This window comes from Microbacterium sp., from assembly GCF_031178445.1.
In the GTDB taxonomy this organism is placed as follows: domain Bacteria; phylum Actinomycetota; class Actinomycetes; order Actinomycetales; family Microbacteriaceae; genus Microbacterium.
This window is the reverse complement of sequence record NZ_JAPSIY010000001.1, coordinates 496,879-514,330: the sequence shown is the minus strand read 5'-3', so window position 1 is coordinate 514,330 and position 17,452 is coordinate 496,879. Positions and strand designations below refer to the sequence as shown.

At 69.5% G+C, this 17,452-nt stretch carries 13 protein-coding genes; 8 read left to right on the top strand and 5 right to left on the bottom strand.

Translation table 11 applies throughout. The features are described 5' to 3' along the window. Positions 1–177: 177 nt before the first annotated feature. The 3 genes from RIN43_RS02420 to RIN43_RS02410 are packed head-to-tail and all read left to right on the top strand — an operon-like array spanning position 178 to position 2,176. Complete coding sequence (locus RIN43_RS02420) at positions 178–573, top strand: GntR family transcriptional regulator (RefSeq protein WP_309127274.1); 396 nt, start codon at positions 178–180, stop codon at positions 571–573. Continuing rightward, the gene (locus tag RIN43_RS02415; RefSeq protein ID WP_309127273.1) at positions 570–1,490 is read left to right on the top strand and encodes an ABC transporter ATP-binding protein; all 921 of its coding nucleotides are present in this window, start codon (positions 570–572) and stop codon (positions 1,488–1,490) included. The genes RIN43_RS02420 and RIN43_RS02415 overlap by 4 nt, the downstream gene beginning before the upstream one ends. After that, the gene (locus RIN43_RS02410) at positions 1,490–2,176 is read left to right on the top strand and encodes a hypothetical protein (RefSeq protein ID WP_309127272.1); all 687 of its coding nucleotides are present in this window, start codon (positions 1,490–1,492) and stop codon (positions 2,174–2,176) included. The genes RIN43_RS02415 and RIN43_RS02410 overlap by 1 nt, the downstream gene beginning before the upstream one ends. 96 nt (positions 2,177–2,272) lie before the next feature. Here the strand turns inward: RIN43_RS02410 and RIN43_RS02405 are convergent, their stop codons facing one another. Beyond that, the gene (locus tag RIN43_RS02405) at positions 2,273–2,863 is read right to left on the bottom strand and encodes a helix-turn-helix domain-containing protein (RefSeq protein ID WP_309127271.1); all 591 of its coding nucleotides are present in this window, start codon (positions 2,861–2,863) and stop codon (positions 2,273–2,275) included. 73 nt (positions 2,864–2,936) lie between these two features. On the opposite strand from RIN43_RS02405, the gene RIN43_RS02400 reads away from it, so the two are divergent. The 5 genes from RIN43_RS02400 to RIN43_RS02380 all read left to right on the top strand — a co-directional run bounded on the left by RIN43_RS02400 (position 2,937) and on the right by RIN43_RS02380 (position 9,720). Then, positions 2,937–4,289 carry an MFS transporter gene (locus tag RIN43_RS02400; protein ID WP_309127270.1) on the top strand — a complete coding sequence of 451 codons (1,353 nt, stop codon included), beginning with the start codon at positions 2,937–2,939 and terminating at the stop codon, positions 4,287–4,289. A gap of 39 nt (positions 4,290–4,328) precedes the next feature. Continuing rightward, on the top strand, positions 4,329–4,673 hold the full coding sequence (locus RIN43_RS02395; RefSeq protein WP_309127269.1) for a hypothetical protein: 345 nt from the start codon (positions 4,329–4,331) through the stop codon (positions 4,671–4,673). A gap of 133 nt (positions 4,674–4,806) precedes the next feature. Further along, positions 4,807–7,251 (top strand): polysaccharide lyase 8 family protein, encoded by a 2,445-nt coding sequence (locus RIN43_RS02390; RefSeq protein WP_309127268.1) that lies wholly within the window; start codon positions 4,807–4,809, stop codon positions 7,249–7,251. Between the two features lie 146 nt (positions 7,252–7,397). Further along, positions 7,398–8,201, top strand: coding sequence for a MerR family transcriptional regulator (locus RIN43_RS02385; RefSeq protein WP_309127267.1), 804 nt, complete (start codon positions 7,398–7,400; stop codon positions 8,199–8,201). 94 nt (positions 8,202–8,295) lie between these two features. Further along, positions 8,296–9,720, top strand: a complete 1,425-nt coding sequence (locus RIN43_RS02380; RefSeq protein ID WP_309127266.1) for a GH1 family beta-glucosidase — start codon at positions 8,296–8,298, stop codon at positions 9,718–9,720. A gap of 47 nt (positions 9,721–9,767) precedes the next feature. On the opposite strand, the gene RIN43_RS02375 is transcribed toward RIN43_RS02380, so the two are convergent. From RIN43_RS02375 to RIN43_RS02360, 4 genes are all read right to left on the bottom strand, one after another. Continuing rightward, the gene (locus RIN43_RS02375) at positions 9,768–11,528 is read right to left on the bottom strand and encodes an ABC transporter ATP-binding protein (protein ID WP_309127265.1); all 1,761 of its coding nucleotides are present in this window, start codon (positions 11,526–11,528) and stop codon (positions 9,768–9,770) included. Then, positions 11,521–13,377, bottom strand: coding sequence for an ABC transporter ATP-binding protein (locus RIN43_RS02370; protein ID WP_309127264.1), 1,857 nt, complete (start codon positions 13,375–13,377; stop codon positions 11,521–11,523). Before RIN43_RS02370 ends, RIN43_RS02375 begins: the two co-directional genes overlap by 8 nt. Positions 13,378–13,432: 55 nt before the next feature. Beyond that, complete coding sequence (locus RIN43_RS02365) at positions 13,433–15,877, bottom strand: hypothetical protein (RefSeq protein ID WP_309127263.1); 2,445 nt, start codon at positions 15,875–15,877, stop codon at positions 13,433–13,435. Positions 15,878–15,970: 93 nt separating this feature from the next. Then, entirely contained in the window at positions 15,971–17,332 is a 1,362-nt protein-coding gene (locus tag RIN43_RS02360) for an extracellular solute-binding protein (protein ID WP_309127262.1), read from the bottom strand. Positions 17,333–17,452 lie beyond the last annotated feature (120 nt).

Sequence of the window (17,452 nt, the reverse complement as noted above, 5' to 3'; positions counted from 1 at the left end):
AGCGCCCGGGAGCCGCGACTCACGGGCCGGACTGACGTTCAGATCGCCCATCCCGCTTTGCTACCGGTTCTCCGGGAAGAATCGCGATCTGATGGAGGGCGGCGTGAACCTGGGGTTGACACCATCCCGGTTAGGTGGTTACTTAGTTGAGTAGCTAACCACCTAACCGGAGGCGACGTGATCGAAGAAGGCAGGCCCCTGTTCCTGCAGATCGCCGAGGCGATCGAGGAATCCATTCTCGACGGCAGTCTCGTCGAGGATGCTCAGGCCCCTTCGACCAACGAGCTCGCCGCATTCCACCGCATCAACCCGGCCACGGCCGCGAAAGGTGTCGCCATGCTCGTCGACAAGGGCGTCCTGATCAAGCGCCGCGGCATCGGCATGTTCGTCGCCGGCGGCGCCCGCGACATCCTGCTCGGCGAGCGGCGCACGGCGTTCGCCGAACGGTTCATCGACCCACTCATCGCCGAGGCCCGCACGCTGGGTCTGGGCGCAGAAGACCTCACCGCACTGCTGCACGAGCGCACGCAGCATGCGGAACGTACAGCATCCACAGAAGGGAGCCGCGCATGACCTCCGTCATCGAGGTTCGGAACCTGAGCAAGCGCTACAAGGACAAGCTCGCCCTCGACAACGTCTCACTGTCGATCGAGAAGGACACCATCTACGGGCTGCTCGGCCGCAACGGCGCAGGCAAGACGACGCTGATGTCCATCCTCACGGCGCAGAACTTCGCGACCTCCGGCCAGGCGCTGGTCTTCGGCGAGAACCCCTACGAGAACTCGAGGGTCCTCAGCCGCATCTGCTTCGTGCGAGAGAGCCAGAAGTACCCCGACGACGCCACACCGACGCACGCCCTGCGGGCGGCCAGGCTGTTCTTCGACAACTGGGATCAGAAGCTCGCCGAGCGGCTGATCGATGACTTCCAATTGCCGCTCAAGACGACGATCAAGAAGCTCTCGCGCGGTCAGCTCTCGGCGGTGGGAGTGATCATCGGCCTCGCTTCCCGGGCCGAGATCACATTCTTCGATGAGCCCTACCTGGGGCTCGACGCCGTGGCACGGCAGATCTTCTACGACCGCCTCCTCGAGGACTACGCCCAGCATCCGCGCACGATCATCCTGTCGTCGCACCTGATCGACGAGGTGTCGAACCTCATCGAGAAGGTCATCGTGATCGACAGGGGCCGGATCCTGCTCGACGAGGACACCGACGCCGTGCGCGGCCGCGCCTCGACGATCGTCGGCGACGCCGCGAAGGTCGAAGCATGGGCCGCCGGTCGCGAGATCATCCACCGTGAAGCACTCGGCCGCGTGGCATCCGTCACCGTGCTCGGTCACCTCACCGATGCCGACAAGGCCGGCCTTGCCGCTGCGGACCTCGACCTCGCGTCGGTGTCGCTGCAGCAGCTCATCGTCCGCCTCACGCAGAACGCGATGCAGGCGGCATCCGCCGAATCCATCACCACAGCTGCCGAGGAGGTCCGCTGATGCGACGCACACTGAACGTGGTCAGGCTGCAGCTGATCAACCGCGCCACCTTCATCTGGGTTCCGCTCATCGTGCTCGCGAGCGCCACCCTGGTCTCGGTTCTGATCTACGCGATGATCCCGGTGGACACGCCGAAGTACGGTGGCGGCGGGCAGGCACCGCTCTGGGTGTTCTTCGCCGTCGGGATGTCGGCGATGACGCTCACCTTCCCCTTCTCGCAGGCGATCAGCATCACCCGGAGGGAGTTCTTCATCGGCACCATGCTGTCGGCGATGCTGGGCAGCGCGTTCATGGGAGTGCTGTTCCTGATCGGCGCCGGCATCGAGATGCTGACCGACGGCTACGGCGTCAACGGCTACGTCTTCCACCTGCCGTGGATCTGGGAGACGGGGCCCGTTGGTGCCTTCATCGTCTACTTCACCCTGGCGCTGTTCTTCTTCGTGATCGGCTTCGCCGGCGCGACGGTGTACAAGCGGTGGGGCCCGGTGATCATCACCGTGGTCGGGCTCGGCATCGGGCTCGCGCTCGTGGGGCTGGTGTTCATCGTCACCCGACTGGAGCTCTGGGACCGGGTGTGGGCCGGATTCGCGGATCTCGGAGCACTCGGGCTCGCACTGTGGGGGCTGGTGGGGATCCTCGCGCTGTCCGCGATCTCGTTCCTCGTGTTCCGGCGCGCGACGCCGTAAGCACGCTCCGCCGGAAGGCCGGTCGCCCCTGCGCGGCCGGCCTTGCGGCGTCTGCGGGCGGGATCCGCCGCGTTGCGGACCTGGTCGGCGGAGGCCTCAGATCGTGTCGTCGGCGGCGACGAGGTCGACCTGCCAATGATGCGAGTCTGGTGCGTCGTCGTCATGCGCCTGCTCGGCCTCGATGAACACCTGGGCGATGCGTTCCAGCACCTGCTCGAACTCCGCTCGCGTAAGGCGCACGTGCCGCTGCTGGAACGTGCCGCGCATCACGGGGTCGCGCCCTTGCGTGTACTCCAGCGACCAGGGCATGAGCCGGCCGATGAGGTCGTTGTGCTCCTCGGCGATGAGTCGCATGAACGCGACGCCGGCGACCTCGTCCTCCATGGGATGCTCGGGGCTGCCCAGTTCGAGGGCGTGGATCTCCGCCGTCTTCCAGACGCGATCGCGGCGATCGCGCGCGTGCTCCGGCGCCTCTTCGATCAGCCCGGCCTTCGCCAGCGAGCGGAGGTGGAAGCTGAGGGTGTTCGCCGGCACCTCGAGCTCGGCCGCGAGATCCGCAGCCCTGGCGTGGCCCCGGCGAATGAGTGCGGTCGTGATGCGCCGGCGCAGCGGATTGGCGACGGCCTTCAGCATCGCCGAGGTCATCACCTGCGTGCCGCTGTGCGAGCCGCCCGCCTCCTCTGCCATGCGTCGAATACTACCCACAATCATTGCGCGACTATAGTTGCGCAATCAATCTTGCGCATATAGTGTGAGCGACATGACGACCTCCCCTCGCATCTGGAGCAACCGGCGCTACGTCCTGTGGCTGATCAGCGACACCGCGAAGGGTCTCGGCACGGCTCTCTTCGCCTTCGCCATCCCCCTGGTGGCCCTGTTCGTGACGGACTCACCGGCTCAGGCCGGCGTGATCGGCGGGGTCGGCATGGCGGTGCGGCTGGTGATGACCCTCTACGGCGGCGTGCTCGCCGACCGGCACAGCCGCATCGCGATGATGCTCCTCGGGGCGGGGATCGCGACGGCGCTGTCGATCGGTTTCGCGATGCTCTCGCTCGCCGATGCGCTCACCTTCGCCACCCTGCTGGTGGTGGAGGTGCTCCTCGCCGGGCGCGCCGGCGTCTTCGAACCGGCGAGCGAGAGCGCCATCAAGGAGATCGTCCCCGACGAGATGATGGGCCGGGCACAGGCAGCGAACCAGGGGCGCGACGCCGCCCTGCAGCTCGCCGGCGGTCCGCTGGGTGGGCTTCTGCTCGCCGCGGGAGCGTGGCTCGTCGGGGCCGTCATGACGCTCGCGTATGCGCTGGCGGCGGTCACCGCGTGGATGCTGCGGGGGCGGATGCCCCGCGAGTCCATCGCCGACGCCGTGCCCGGTCGCGGTGGCGACGCCGGCGGCCCGGCCGCGACGGAGGCATCGGCCACGGCCGGACATCCGGCATCCGCTCGCAGGACGAGCGCGCTTCGAGAGATGCGTGAAGGCTTCGCCTGGCTGTTCGCGCGCCCCGATCTCGGCGGGGTGCTGGCGATCATCACCATCGTGAACCTGGGCTTCAACGCCGGCAGCACGACCGTCATCTACGCCCTGCAGCAGAACGGCCACTCCGAGCTCACGATCGGCCTGATCTCGGCCGCGATCGGCGCCGTCATGCTCGTCGGCGCGCTGTTCGCACCCCGCGTCGTGACGCGGATCGGCGCTGGTGTGCTCACCATCACGGGGCTCTGCGTCGCTGCGGCCGGAGTGCTCGCCCTGTCGGCTGTGCACGAGCCGTGGGCCATCGCACTGGTGTTCGGCGCTGCGGTGTTCCTGCTGCCCGCACTCAACGCCGGCATGATGGGCTACTTCATGGTGGCGACGCCCACCCATCTGCTCGGGCGGGCGAACAGCGCGGCGGGAGTGCTGGGCATGGGAGCGATGCCTCTGGCTCCGCTGATCGCAGGATTCGGACTGTCACTCGCCGGGCGCACGGCGACGATCCTGTTCTGCGGCGCCCTGTGCCTGGTCGCCGTGCTGCTGGCCGCGATCAACCGGCCGCTGCGCTTGCTGCCCGCCGAGGCGGGCTGGGCCGCGCACGCCAGGCAGTTCGAGGTGGCAGAGGCGCCGGCGCCGCTGCGCTGACCCGCGGGGCGCCTGCGCGGCCTGTGCTACGTTGGCGCCATGCACCAGGGGGATGCCGCGATCGGGCCGACGTCCGGAATCTCCCGGCGATCCTTCGTACAGGGAGCCGCGTGGTCGGTCCCGGTGGTCGCCGCTGCGGTCGCGATGCCGCAGGTGAGCGCCATTCCGGCGAACGCCCTCCGGTCCGGCATGAACGTGTTGCCGGTGGCGTGGAAGCTCACCCCGACGGCCATCTCGTATCCGGGGCCGTTCGGCCGAACGGGCTACGACTTCACGACGACCGTCACGTACGAAGGCCAGACCGTCTTCTCGAGCTACGCACAGGGCAATCTCGCCGACAGCACCGAGCCGGTGCAGCTGGAGGCGAACGACATCTACGGCTGAGAGCCGGCGTTTGCCTCTCCACCCGCCGGTCCTGCCGCGAGTTCCTCGGGGTGATTTGTTCATCCCCTCTACTATTCCAAGCGGAAAACGTATACCGTGGGCCTCCACACCCCTCAACGACAGGAGGCCGATGATGTCCCCCCTCGAAGTCGATCGCCGCTCCTTCTTCGCCCTGCTGGGCGCGGGAGCTTTGATCACCCTCACCGCCGAATCCGCCGCCGCCAGCACCGGCGGCGCGTCGGCGTTCAGCGCGACAGCTGACGATCCGCTCGGATCACTGGTCGCCCGCCGCCGCATCATGCTGGCCGGCGATGGCAGCGCGGCATCCGTCCCGGAGCTCGCCGGCATGCTCGAAGACATGAGCGCGAAGGCCGCAGCCAGCTGGCAGGCGATGGTGCGCCCCGCCGCAGCCCCCGGCATCTGGCCGGATCTCCCGCTCGCCGGAGTGAGCGGAACGACCCTCTCGGGCAACATGGGCGTGACCTTCAACCGGGTCTTCGACCTCGCACTCGCCTACTCGACGGCCGGCTGCGCACAGTACGGAGACAGCGCACTCGCCGCGGATCTCGCCGACGCCCTCCGCTATCTCAGCACCGACGTCTATCGGGCCGGCCGATCAGCGGTCGGCAACTGGTGGTTCTGGGAGATCGGAGTTCCCCGCAAGGCCGCCGACATCCTCATCCTGCTGCACGAGGTCGTGCCCGCCGAGGTGCGCACCGCGCTGCTCGCCGCGGCGCGCTGGTTCACGCCCAACCCGAACTGGCGCGGTCGCGGCACCAGCTTCGCCGAGACCGGCGCCAACCGCACCGACAAGTCGCTGTCGTGCGCGCTGCGCGGCATCCTCGACAACCGGCCCGACGAGATCGCACTCGCCCGCGACGCGCTCAGCGACACCGTGCGGGGCGGACGCAACAGCGTCTTCGGCTACGTCACCAGCGGAGACGGCTTCTACACCGACGGCTCGTTCGTGCAGCACGGCTACCTTCCATACGTCGGCACCTACGGCGTGGTCACGCTCGGCGGCATCGCCGAGATCCTCGGTCTGCTCGGCGGCAGCGAATGGGACGTCGTCGACCCGAACAAGTCGGTGATCCTCGACGCCGTCGAGGGGGCGTACGCGCCCTTCATCTGGAACGGTCGCATGATGGACACCGTGCGCGGCCGTGCCGTGTCGCGACAGGCTGCGCCCGACTACGTCGACGGGGCCGGGGCCATGACGGCGATCCTGCTGCTCGCGCAGGGCGCAGGCGAGCCGTATCGCACACGCTACCTCTCGCTCGTGAAGGGCTGGCTGCTGCGCAGCAGCGAGAAGCAGTACGGACTGCCGTCGCAGACCGTCGCGAAGTCGCTGCTGGTGACGTCGATCCTCGGCGACGACGCCGTCGAGCCCGCGGCCGCACCCGTGTACACCAAGGCGTTCGGCGACCAGGACCGCCTGGTGCATCACCGCCCGGACTTCAGCGCCGTGGTGAACATCTCGTCGAAGCGCATCGGCCGGTACGAATGGGGCAACCGCGAGAACAACGTCGGCTGGTACCAGGGCGACGGCCTGACGTTCTTCTACACGCCGACCGACCCGGCTCAGTTCAGCGCCGACTTCTGGCCGACGATCGACCCATACCGCCTGCCCGGCACCACCGTCACCGCCGAGCCGCGCGCGAACGGCGCCACCGACGGCACCGGCATCCCCCGGGCGTTCCAGGCGTTCGGCGGCGGGCTCGCCCTCGACGACCGCTGGGGCATCCAGGGCATGGACCACCTCAACCACAACAGGACGCTCAGCGCGCGCAAGTCGTGGTTCTTCCTCGACGACAAGGTCGTGTGCCTCGGCGCGGCGATCGCCTCCGCATCCGGCCACGACGTCTTCACCACGATCGACAACCGCTCGTTCGCCCAGGGGAGCGTGCCCAGGGTGCGCACCGACAACCGCAACCGCGTGCTCACCGAGGCCAGTGGAGCGGTGAAGGTCTCCCGCAACGTGCACATCATGGGCCACGGCGGGTACGTGTTCCTGAAGGGCGAGAACGTCAGCGGCGACATCGACGTCCGCGTCGTACGTCGCACCGGCGACTGGAAGACGATCAACTCCGGATCGGACACCGGCGGCACCGACGAGCCGAAGAAGCGCGACTACGTCACGCTCACGCACCACCACGGCACCGATCCGGCCGGCGGCGGGTACGCGTACATGGTGCTGCCGAACGTCGATCACTCGGTGACTTTCACCGAGTCGGATGCTCCCACCGTCGAGGTGGTCGCGAACAACGCGACCGCCCAGATGATCCGAGTGGCGGGTGAAGGGCTGACGCTGGCCAACTTCTTCGCCGCAGGCGAGGCGCAAGGCGTCTCGGTCTCGGGCGCGTGCTCGCTCGCGGTGCGCACGGATGCCGGGCGCACCACCGTTGCCCTGTCGGACCCGAGCCGCACGCAGCCGGTCGCCCGCGTCACGCTGCCCGACGCCGCAGGCGCGTCGGTTGTCGAGGCGGATGCCGGGGTACGCGTCGTCTCGTCGTCGCCACTCACCCTGGAGTTCGAGCTCGACGGTCACGGCCACTCGAAGCGGATCGTGCTCGGCTGAGCATCCTCACGCCATCGGCGGCCCGGGCCCTGCGGCTCGGGCCGCCGTCGCGTCCGCCGAGGTGAGTGCGGCCTGCGGGGGGCGCGAGGGCGGCATCGGCGGACGATACTTGACTCTGACACGGTGTGAGGCGGGAGAACGGATACATGCTGTCCATCGGAGCCTTCGCGCAGATCGGCCAGGTGACCCATCGGATGCTGCGGCATTGGGACACCGCCGGGCTGCTCGTGCCCGCCCATGTGGACGAGTTCAGCGGCTACCGCTCGTACGATCCTGCGCAGCTCGACAGGCTGCACAGGATCGTCGCGCTTCGTCAGCTCGGGTTCGGGCTGGACGACGTCGCCTCGATGCTGGACAACGGGATCGACGCGGGGCGGCTGACCGTACTGCTGCAGGAGCGTCGCGCCGAGGTCGAGCGCGAGCACCGGATCGCGGCCGCGCGACTCGTCGACGTGGAACGGCGGCTCCATCTCATCCAGAAGGAGAATCACATGTCCCGCATCGAGATCGTCCAGAAGCCCCTGCCTGCAGTGCGCCTCGCCGCGCGTACCGCGGTCGTGTCGGAGCAGGCCGAGATCGCACCGATCGTCGGCCCGTCGTTCGACGACGTCGCCGAGGCGCTCGACGCCGTAGGCGCATCGTTGTCCACCCCGATCGCCCAGTACGCGTCCGGCGAGCACGGCATGCATCTCACAGTCGGCTACGAGTACTCCGGGCCCGCCGTTCAGGGTGTCGAGATTGTCGAGCTCCCCGCGTCCGAAACTGCGATCTGCGGCGTGCATCTCGGTTCGATGGACACGATCCAGCGCAGCTGGATGGCGTTGCACGAAGAGATCATCGCGCGCGGGTTCGTACCGTCCGCCCCCTGCCGAGAGCTGTACGTGCGCGCCGTGTCCGACGACCAGGCGGACTGGGTCACCGAGCTTCAGCAGCCGGTCACCCGCGGCTGACCCGCATGCAGGTCGCCGGCCGACGGCGGCGGCGACGGCGGGGCAGGGGAAACCGGTGTGGCAACGATCCCACATTTGCGGCAGACTCGATGTCGTGACCACGACACCCTTCCCCGCCGACTTCCTCTGGGGCGCGGCGACCAGCGCGTACCAGATCGAGGGATCACTCGACGTCGACGGGCGGGGGCGCTCCATCTGGGACTCGTTCGCCGAGCAGCCCGGCGCCATCGAGGGCGGCGGCGACGCGCGCATCGCCTGCGACTCCTACCGCCGCTGGCAGGAGGACATCGAGATTCTGGCCGACCTCGGCCTGCGCGCGTATCGGTTCTCGCTCGCCTGGTCGCGCATCATGCCCGACGGGCGAGGACGACCGAACGAACGCGGGCTCGACCACTACGAGCGCATCGTCGACGCCCTTCGGGAGAAAGGGATCGAGCCGATCGTCACGCTGAACCACTGGGACATGCCCGAGGCGCTCATGGCGCATCGCGGCTGGGCCGGGCGGGAGAGCGTCGGCGCCTTCGCGGAGTACGCGGCAGCCGCATCCGCCAGGCTCGGAGATCGGGTCGACCGGTGGATCACGCAGAACGAGCCGTGGATCATCCAGCTGCTCGGCTACCAGCTCGGACTGCACGCCCCCGGCATCCGCGACCTGCACGCCGCCGTCGCAGCCGGGCATCACGTGCTGCTCGGTCACGGGGCCGCAGTCGATGCCATGCGCTCCACGACGAAGGGGCGCATCGGCGCCGCGCTCAACCTGCTTCCGTGCGTACCGGCGAGTGACAGTCCCGAGGATGCCGCCGCGGCACACGGCTCGGACGGCTACGTGAACCGCTGGTTCCTCGACCCGCTGCTGGCCGGCGGCTACCCCGACGACATGCAGGAGCACTGGGAGCGTGCCTTGGGCGGCTCGCTCGACGACATCATCCGCGAAGGCGATGAGGCCGCCATCGGCGAGCGCAGCGACTTCCTCGCGCTGAACTTCTACACGCACCGCGTGATGGCCGCGGCAGAGACCGGCCCCGATCGGCCCTTCCCGTGGCAGGTGGTCGGGTCCACAGGCGAGGTCGACCGCACAGACGAAGGAACCGAGATCGTGCCGAACGCGCTGCGCGACCTTCTCCTGCGACTGCATCGCGACTACCCGGGCGTGCCGCTGATGATCACCGAGAACGGAGCGATCTACGGCGACTCGCCCACCCACGACGGCCGCGTGCACGATGTGCGCCGCACCCGATATCTGCGTGCACACGTCGCTGCGATGGCCGAGGCGCTCGCAGCCGGCGTGCCCCTCGTCGGCTACACGCATTGGTCGCTGCTCGACAACTTCGAATGGGCGCTCGGGTACCGGCCGCGTTTCGGGCTGGTCTACGTCGACTTCCGCTCTGGCGAGCGCATCGTGAAGGACAGCGCGCTGCATTACGCCCAGATCGTGCGGTCCGGCGGACTACCGGCCTCCGACCTCGGGCCCGTCACCGCCGAGGCGCCGCTGGTCGACAGCCTGGGCGCGTTCGGCTGATCGCCGCCGCTGCTGCTCGACAGTCCCGGCGGTGAGGGCTGATCCGCTCAGCCATCACCGCCGGGCTCGGCCTGCCACGATCGCCACAGCGCGGCGTACTCGCCGTCGAGGGCGACCAGCTCCTCGTGCGACCCGGACTCCACGATCTCGCCGTCCCGCATGACGATGATGCGGTCGGCATCGCGCGCGGTGTGCAGCCGGTGCGCGATCGCTATCACCGTTCGCCCCGCGAGCACGCGATCGAGTGACTGCTCCAAGCCCCTCGCCGCACGCGGATCGAGCAACGAGGTGGCCTCGTCGAGCACCAGCGTGTGCGGGTCGAGCAGCACCAGCCGCGCGAGCGCGAGCTGCTGCGCCTGCGCCGGGGTCAGGACCACCCCTCCCGATCCGACGAGCGTCTCCATTCCGTGCGGCATCGAACGGATCCAGCGCAGCGCCCCCACCACCGACAGCGCCTCCTCGAGCTCCCCGTCACGAGCAGCGGGCGCCGCCAGGCGCAGGTTGTCGGCCAGCGTCCCGACGAAGACGTGGTGCTCCTGCGTCACCAGCGCGACGTGCCTGCGCAGATCGGCCAGCGGGATGCGCATCACGTCGACCCCGCCGAGCTCCACCGTGCCCTCCCTCGGCGCGTTCACGCCGGTGAGCAGTCGGGCGAGCGTCGACTTGCCCGATCCCGACGGGCCCACGATCGCGACACGCTCGCCCACCTCGGGGACGAGGTCGACGCCGCGCAGCACGTCTGCGCCTTCGCGGTAGGCGAAGCGGATGCCGCGGGCGGTCAGCTGCTCGCCCTGAGGCCGCGCGTCGGCGCCGGGACGGTCGGAGGGGACCAGGTCGACGCCGACGATGCGCGCGAGCGCCGTGGTGCCCACCTGCAGCCGGTCCATCCAGTTGACCAGCTCCTCCACAGGGCCGGTGAGCTGCATGGCGTAGAGGGCGATCGTCGTCACAGCCCCCAACGCGGCGAGGCCGCTGTCGAGCAGGTACCCGCCCCACAGCAGCACGACGATGACCGGCAGCAGGAAGCCGAGCGTCGTCAGCGGGTACCAGATGCTGCGCAGGCCGAGCGTGTACCGCTCCGCCGCGCTCCGCTCCGCCAGCGCGCGATCGATCTTGAGTCGCTGCACCGGTGCGAGCGCGAGCGCATCGATCGTGCGAGCGCCCTCGACCGTCTCGTTGATGACTCCCACCATTCGGCCGTACGAGGCGAGCTGGCGGCGATAGCCCGGGCCCGAGCGCCGCAGGTACCAGCGGGTGCTCAGCACGATAAGCGGAACGGCCGCCAGCATGCCGACCGCGACCAGCGGGTTCGTCAGGAACGCCGCGCCCAGCGTGAGCAGGATCGTCATGCCGGTCACCATCAGACGGGGCACGCCGAATCGCACGGTCTGCGCCACCGCGTCGATGTCGCTCGTGGTGCGCGAGAGCAGATCGCCGGTGCCGGCGCGCTCGACGACCGAGAGGGGCAGGGCCGTCACCGTCGCCAGGAAGTCCTCACGCAGCCGCGCGAAGACCGACTCGCCCAGGCGCAGCGAGGCGAACTGCGCGAAGCGCGTGGCGATGGCCTGCACCGCCACCGCGAGGGCGAGCAGCAGAAGCAGCAGGTCGACTCCTGCGAGGTCGATGCCGCCTGAGGAGAGCCCGTCGATCATCCGGCCGATCACCCACGGCGCGACCAGACCCGACAACGCCGCGGCGGCGTGCAGTCCCACCACCAGGGACAGCTCGCCCCGGTGGGTGCGCACGAGGTCGACGCCGATCCGTCGCACCGTGGCTCCGTCGGCGACCGGCAGCGCTGCTTCAGACATCCTCGTCGTCCCGCCTGATCACCGGAATGGCTCCGGTCTCGGTGGCTTGCGTCCACAGTGTCTCGATGGAGCCGGTCCACGCCGCTTCGAGGTCGTCGCCCGCGCCCGGCTCCGCGCTGCTGGTGGTGCGCGCGACGACGCGACGGTAGCGGGCGCCGACAGCATCCGTGCGGCGCAGCAGCTCCTCGTGCGTGCCGGAGCCGATCACCTCTCCGTCGTGCAGCACGTGTACCACGTCGGCGTGATCGAGCAGCAGCGGGCTCGCCGTCACGACGACGGTCGTGCGGCGTTCGCGGGCGCGAGCGAGGCGGGCTGCGATGATCGCTTCGGTGTTGGCGTCGAGGGCGCTGGTCGGCTCGATGAGCACGAGCACCTCCGCATCCGTGAGTAGGGCGCGCGCCAGGCTCAGCCGCTGTCGCTGGCCGCCCGAGAGCACCGACGCCCTCTCGGGGACGTGTTGCTCGAGCCCTGCGGGGAGGGCGTCGACCGCGTCGCCGGCGGCAGCCACGCCGAGCGCATGATCGATGCGCGAACGGCGCGCCGACGGCGAGGCGGAGCGCTCCGGGCCCCGGATGCCAGGGGTGTAGAGGCTGTCCCGAAGACGGCCGGTGAAGATGTGCGGGGTGGCATCACTCACGACGATCCGTCGACGCAGCTCCCGCACCGGGATGCGCCGCAGGTCGATGCCGCCCCACAGCACCGGGGACTGCTCACGGTCGTCGAACCGGCCGAGCCGCGTGGCGATGCGTGCCGACTCATCGGCGTCCTCGCCCACCAGCGCGGTGAGCCGGCCGGGCGCGACCACCACGCCGGATGCGACGTCCACGAGATCGGCGCCAAGCCCCGGAGCCGGCTGAGGATGCTCGGGATCGCTCACCGCACGCTGCACCCGCAGCACCTCGAGCACTCGCGAGGTGGCCACGAACCCGCGGGCGAAGGCCTGGCTCGCCTCCACCGTCGTGCGCAGCGGCACGATGAGGAACACCGAATAGCCGTAGAAGGTCACCAGCTGACCCGGGGTGATCTCGCCGGACAGCACGAGCCGCGCGCCGAACCAGACCACCACCGCCACGAACAGGCCCGGCAGCAGGATCTGCAGACCGTCGAGCCATGATCCGAGCCTGGCGACATCCACGGCCTTGCCGCGCAGCGCCGACGATCGCTCGGCGTAGCGCCGTACGAACTGCTCTTCGCCGCCGATGCCGCGCAGAACCCTGAGCCCCACGACGGTGTCAGCAGCCAACTCGGTGAGCGCACCCTGTTCGGCGCGCCATGCCGCCTGGCGCCTGGCGAGCGGGCGCACGAACAGGGTCAGCACGGCCACGAGCACCGGCATGCCGATCAGCACGAACAGCCCGAGTGCGGGAGAGGTGAGCATGGTCACCACGCCGACCGCGGCGTAGGCGACGACCCCGCCCGAGAAGCGGGCGGTCACGTCGAACATCTCGCCCACCCGCAGCGCGTCGTTGGCGACGGTCGAGGCGACCTCGCCGGCCGAGGTCTCGGTGGCGATCGCCGTGCCGGTCTCTGCGCTGTGGTAGCCGACCAGTCGCGAGACCCCCAGCGACGACCTCAGCCAGTTCGAGACCGCCATCCGATGGCGAAGCACGGCGAACAGCGCCTGGGCGACGGCGACCACCAGCAGCCCGGCGCACCAGGGCACGACTCCACGAAGACCGGCATCCAACCCGCCGTCCACGGCTCCGCCCAGAAGGTACGGCCACACCACCTGGCACAGCATCCAGAGCACCCCGAACACCACGCCGCCGATCAGGGTCAGCGGCTGCCGCCCCGCCTGCCACAGCAGCAGACGCAACGGCGACGCGGTGGGAGGCCGCGGGATGCTCACGCCGATGCACCCCGCTCACGGCACGACGAGCGGCGATCCACGGCGCGCTGCGATGTCATGGCGTCGACAGCGTCAGGTCGGCCACCCGCTGCGCGGGGACGACGACCGAGCGGGCGGGCTGCCCTGGCGCGGTCACGTGCGCCTCGACGGCCATATCGGTGATGTTCCGCAGGCGCACCCGCACTCCTTCCGGTGTGGGCCGCAGTTCGGCGAGCACGGGCTCGGCCGGCTCGATCGTGAGCGGCGGCGCGATCGTCGACGGCGCAGATGCGACATGGCGTACCTGCAGTGGTTCGAGCAGGTCCCGCCCGAAGCGGCGCACATCGGCCGGCGTCACCGCGGCGACCGGCCGGAATCGGTACCGGAACCGCCGCGTGATCTCCTGCCTGGCCTGGAAGTTCGTGAAGTGCAGGTTGTTCGCCAGCCAGCTGTGCACGTGGCCGGCAGGAGCGTCGAGTTCCCGCGCCCACTTGCCGGTGTGGAAACCGCCCAACTGCACGAGGGGGGCGTCTGCCGATCCCCACAGGATGCCGCCGTCACCGCCGGAGACGCCCACAGCGTGCTGGATCGAGTACCAGTCGCGGCTCGTGTCGGGCAGCTGCTCCCGCCCCGCGGCGAACACGGCGCCCGCCGTCTCGACGAGGAAGTCGGGGTCCGCGACGGAGAACGGGAACGACACGAACACGCTCTCGGGCTCGAATCGCTCGGGTTTGCTGAGCCGCACGTCGAGGTCGACGTCAGCGCTGCCGTCCGTCACGACGATGGTCGTCTCGATGTGCGGGACGCCGGGGGCGGCGCTCTGCCAGCGGATCTCGGTGACGCCGTCGCCCCTGCGCACCAGCACGTCTCCGTCGCCGGTGGCGATCCGTCGAAGAAACGCGGGCCCCGGATGGTCGGGATGGAAGAGCTTGGGCGAGATGGTGACCATCGGATGCCGAGAGCCGGGCTCGACCTGCTCGTCGATGATCGCGCCGAGCGGCACGTCCGCATCCGCGTCGACCAGCTCGCGCCCCTCTCGCGTGTCGATCATCGAGACGACACCGCCGCGGGCCGGATCGACCTCGATCAGGTACTGGCCGGCACGGATCACGCCGTTGGCGACCGCGTCGTCGGCCGGCTCCGGCACCGGCAGCACGGCGATGCCGAATGCCTCGACCTGTGCCGCGACCCTGGCGCGGCGCGCGCCGCCGACCTCGACGTCCACCGTCTCGTGGCGAGCGTGCTCGGTCGGATTGACGACCACGATGCCCTCGGCTCCTGTGTGCGCGGCGTCCGCCGCGTGCACGTACCGGAACCAGCCTTCGATCGCGACGTCGCGGGCGTGGTCGTACGCGTCGTACGCGAAGGCGGACTTGGCGTTGTGGTGCGAGTGGCTGAAGGTGGAGTGCGGTTTGGAGTACGTCTCCCAGCTGCCCCAGGTGTGCTCCCCGTACAGCAGCAGCTGTTCGTCGACGTGCGAGAGCACCTCCTCTATCTCAGCGGCCGAACGGTGCCGCACCGGCCCACGACGGTAGCCGAGCACGTCGAACCGGGGCAGGGCGCGATCCCCGGCGAGCCGTGCCAGGGAGAGCGAGCTCTGCGCGGCGCGGGCGAAGCTGCGCGCCTCCCGATACACCGCGACCTCACGCGCGGTGGAGCCGTGCCCGTGCGACCACCAGTCGGCCCACTCGCCTCGCACGACGGGTACCTCGGCATCCTCGGCCTGGATCTCGTCGAGCGCCTCATCGACGGTCGCGGTGCGCATCGGAAGATCGGGATGCCGTTCGTTCCACGCCCGTACGATGTCGAGGAACCGCGCGGTCGGCCAGCGGTTGTCGTTGCCGGCGTGCACGATCGCCGTGCTCCACGGGTAGTCGTCACGTCCGTCCAGTTCCCGCACGAACTCCGCGATGCGTTCGTCGGCGAGGACGGTGTCGCCGTCGACGATGCCCCACTCCTCGCCGAATCCGTAGTGCGTCGACAGCCACACGAACACGCTTCGCCCCGACGGCCCCTCCCATCGGAAACCGCTCGGCTGGCGGAAGGGGGCTCGTCCGTGGTCGGGGTTGAGCGCCATCAGCAGCCGTTCGATGCCGGCATCCGCCATCTGATCCACGGCGCCCCACGACAGGCCGTTCACGTCGCCATGCTGCTGGGTGCGGATCGGGATGCCGATCTCGCGGATGCCGTCGAGCAGCCGGTACGCCGCGTCGAACTCGAACGCGCTGGGCAGCTGCGTCATGTTGAGGAAGCCGCCGGTGACCGACAGCGCGCCCGCCTGCACGAGCGCGGCCAGCTGCGCCTTCTGCTCGGCGGTCGCCGTGCGCAGGAAGCGCAGCACGGGCCTGGCGGCCTCGAAGGTCCACCTGAAGCCGTCGGGACCGTCCGGCGGATGCTGTCGGACGAGGTCCAGCACGTGGTCGACGATCCGTGCGTGCATACCGTCGATCAGGCGCGGGCTGTTCGTGTATCCGACGTCGTGATGGGTGTGGCCGAGGAGAAGGATCTGGCGAATCGGCATCGCGGATCAGCATCCGTTTCGAAGGTCGACGATCTACGGTCTGCGGAAAGAAGAGGGCGAGCCGGGCCCCTCACCGGCTCGCCCCCTGATCGATCAGCCTGCGGTGATGTTCTCGTAGGCGCGCATCGCCGCCTGCTGCGCGTCGGCGAGCGCCTCTTCGGGCGTCTTGTCGCCGAGCAGCGCCGCGGTGATGGCGTTGTTCAGTTCGTTCTGGATCTCCTGGCCTGCAGGCGAGGATCCGAACGACTGCCCGTAGTCGACGACGTCGTAGTACGCCGAGATCACCTGGTCGAAACCGGCGTTGCCGCTCTCGACGACCCACTCGTCGCGGATCGCCTTGTCGGCGGCCGGTGAGCCGGTGAAGAGGCCGGTGTTCACGCCGCCGTCCGCCTCACGCGTCGCAGCGCGCGCCTCGCCCGCCGCCATCCAGGCCTCGTCGGAGGTGAGGTTGATCATCCAGGCGCAGGCCGCTGCCGGGTTCTCCGCGCCGACCGGCACGACGAACGACGTTCCGGACGCCACGGAGAAGGGCTCGCCGTCTGCGCCGCGGAACGGCACCGCCTCGAGCTCGATCTGATCCATGTACGGCGAGAGCACGTTCGGGTACCACTGCGCGTTCACCTGTGCGCCGACCTGTTCGGCGACGTACTGGTTGTTGTCGCCGAAGGTGTCGAAGGAGTCGGTGAAGCTCTTCACCTTGGCGAAGCCGCCCTGGGCGTCGGTGATCTGCTTGAGCATCTCGATGCCGGCGATGTTGCTCGGGTCGTCGAGCGTCGGCGCACCGTCCTCATCGTTGAGCTGCCCGCCCATGCCGAGGATCCACAGGCCGCTCTGGCCCGTCGCCTGCGGGTCGAAGCCGAGTCGCGTCGGCACGCCGCCGGACTCCTGGTACATCTTGCCGATCGCCTCGAGCAGCACCTCCGGCTTGGACGTGTCGATCTGGTCGGCGGTGACCCCAGCCTCGTCGAGCACCTTCTTGTTCACCATGATCGCCGGCGGCTGGTAGAACTGCGGCACCGCCCAGATCTGGTCGTCGTAGGTCACGTCATCGACCACGAACGGATACCAGTGGTCGCGGGGCGAGACGTCCTGGTCTGCGAAGCACTGGTCGAGCGGCATGATCAGCCCCTGCGCCGCATAGGTGGTCACATAGCGCCTGTCCATCTGCACCACGTCGGGCACATCGCCGCTCGCGATACGGGTGGTGAACTTCTGCGCGTCGAACGCGGTGGCGTCGAGTTCGATCTCGAGGTCGCCCAGCTGCTCTTCCGCGTAGTCCAGTCGCGACTGGCCGACGTCGTCGGCGTTCTCGAAACCCCACGCCTTGAGCGTCCCAGTGGGCTCGGCTCCGAAGTCCACGTCGGCGGCAGGGTCGTCTCCGCCGCCGCCGCAACCGGTCAGCACCACAGCGGATGCCGCGATCACTGCGGCGATTCCCAGAATGCGCTTGCGCATCTCTTTCCCTTTCGATTGGGCGGCTCCATCGCCTCCGCCGGTCCGCATCCCGTCATCGGGGAACCTTCCCGAATATGGGAACCTTCCCACATCACGGTAGGCGACTTGTTTTGGAGGGGC

What these genes read in the sequence shown, in the direction of transcription:
- RIN43_RS02415 (WP_309127273.1), top strand. Translation starts at nt 570, where the DNA reads ATGACCTCCGTCATCGAGGTTCGGAACCTGAGCAAGCGCTACAAGGAC.
- RIN43_RS02410 (WP_309127272.1), top strand. Translation starts at nt 1,490, where the DNA reads ATGCGACGCACACTGAACGTGGTCAGGCTGCAGCTGATCAACCGCGCC.
- RIN43_RS02405 (WP_309127271.1), bottom strand. Translation starts at nt 2,863, where the DNA reads ATGGCAGAGGAGGCGGGCGGCTCGCACAGCGGCACGCAGGTGATGACC.
- RIN43_RS02400 (WP_309127270.1), top strand. Translation starts at nt 2,937, where the DNA reads ATGACGACCTCCCCTCGCATCTGGAGCAACCGGCGCTACGTCCTGTGG.
- RIN43_RS02395 (WP_309127269.1), top strand. Translation starts at nt 4,329, where the DNA reads ATGCACCAGGGGGATGCCGCGATCGGGCCGACGTCCGGAATCTCCCGG.
- RIN43_RS02390 (WP_309127268.1), top strand. Translation starts at nt 4,807, where the DNA reads ATGTCCCCCCTCGAAGTCGATCGCCGCTCCTTCTTCGCCCTGCTGGGC.
- RIN43_RS02385 (WP_309127267.1), top strand. Translation starts at nt 7,398, where the DNA reads ATGCTGTCCATCGGAGCCTTCGCGCAGATCGGCCAGGTGACCCATCGG.
- RIN43_RS02375 (WP_309127265.1), bottom strand. Translation starts at nt 11,528, where the DNA reads ATGTCTGAAGCAGCGCTGCCGGTCGCCGACGGAGCCACGGTGCGACGG.
- RIN43_RS02365 (WP_309127263.1), bottom strand. Translation starts at nt 15,877, where the DNA reads ATGCCGATTCGCCAGATCCTTCTCCTCGGCCACACCCATCACGACGTC.
- RIN43_RS02360 (WP_309127262.1), bottom strand. Translation starts at nt 17,332, where the DNA reads ATGCGCAAGCGCATTCTGGGAATCGCCGCAGTGATCGCGGCATCCGCT.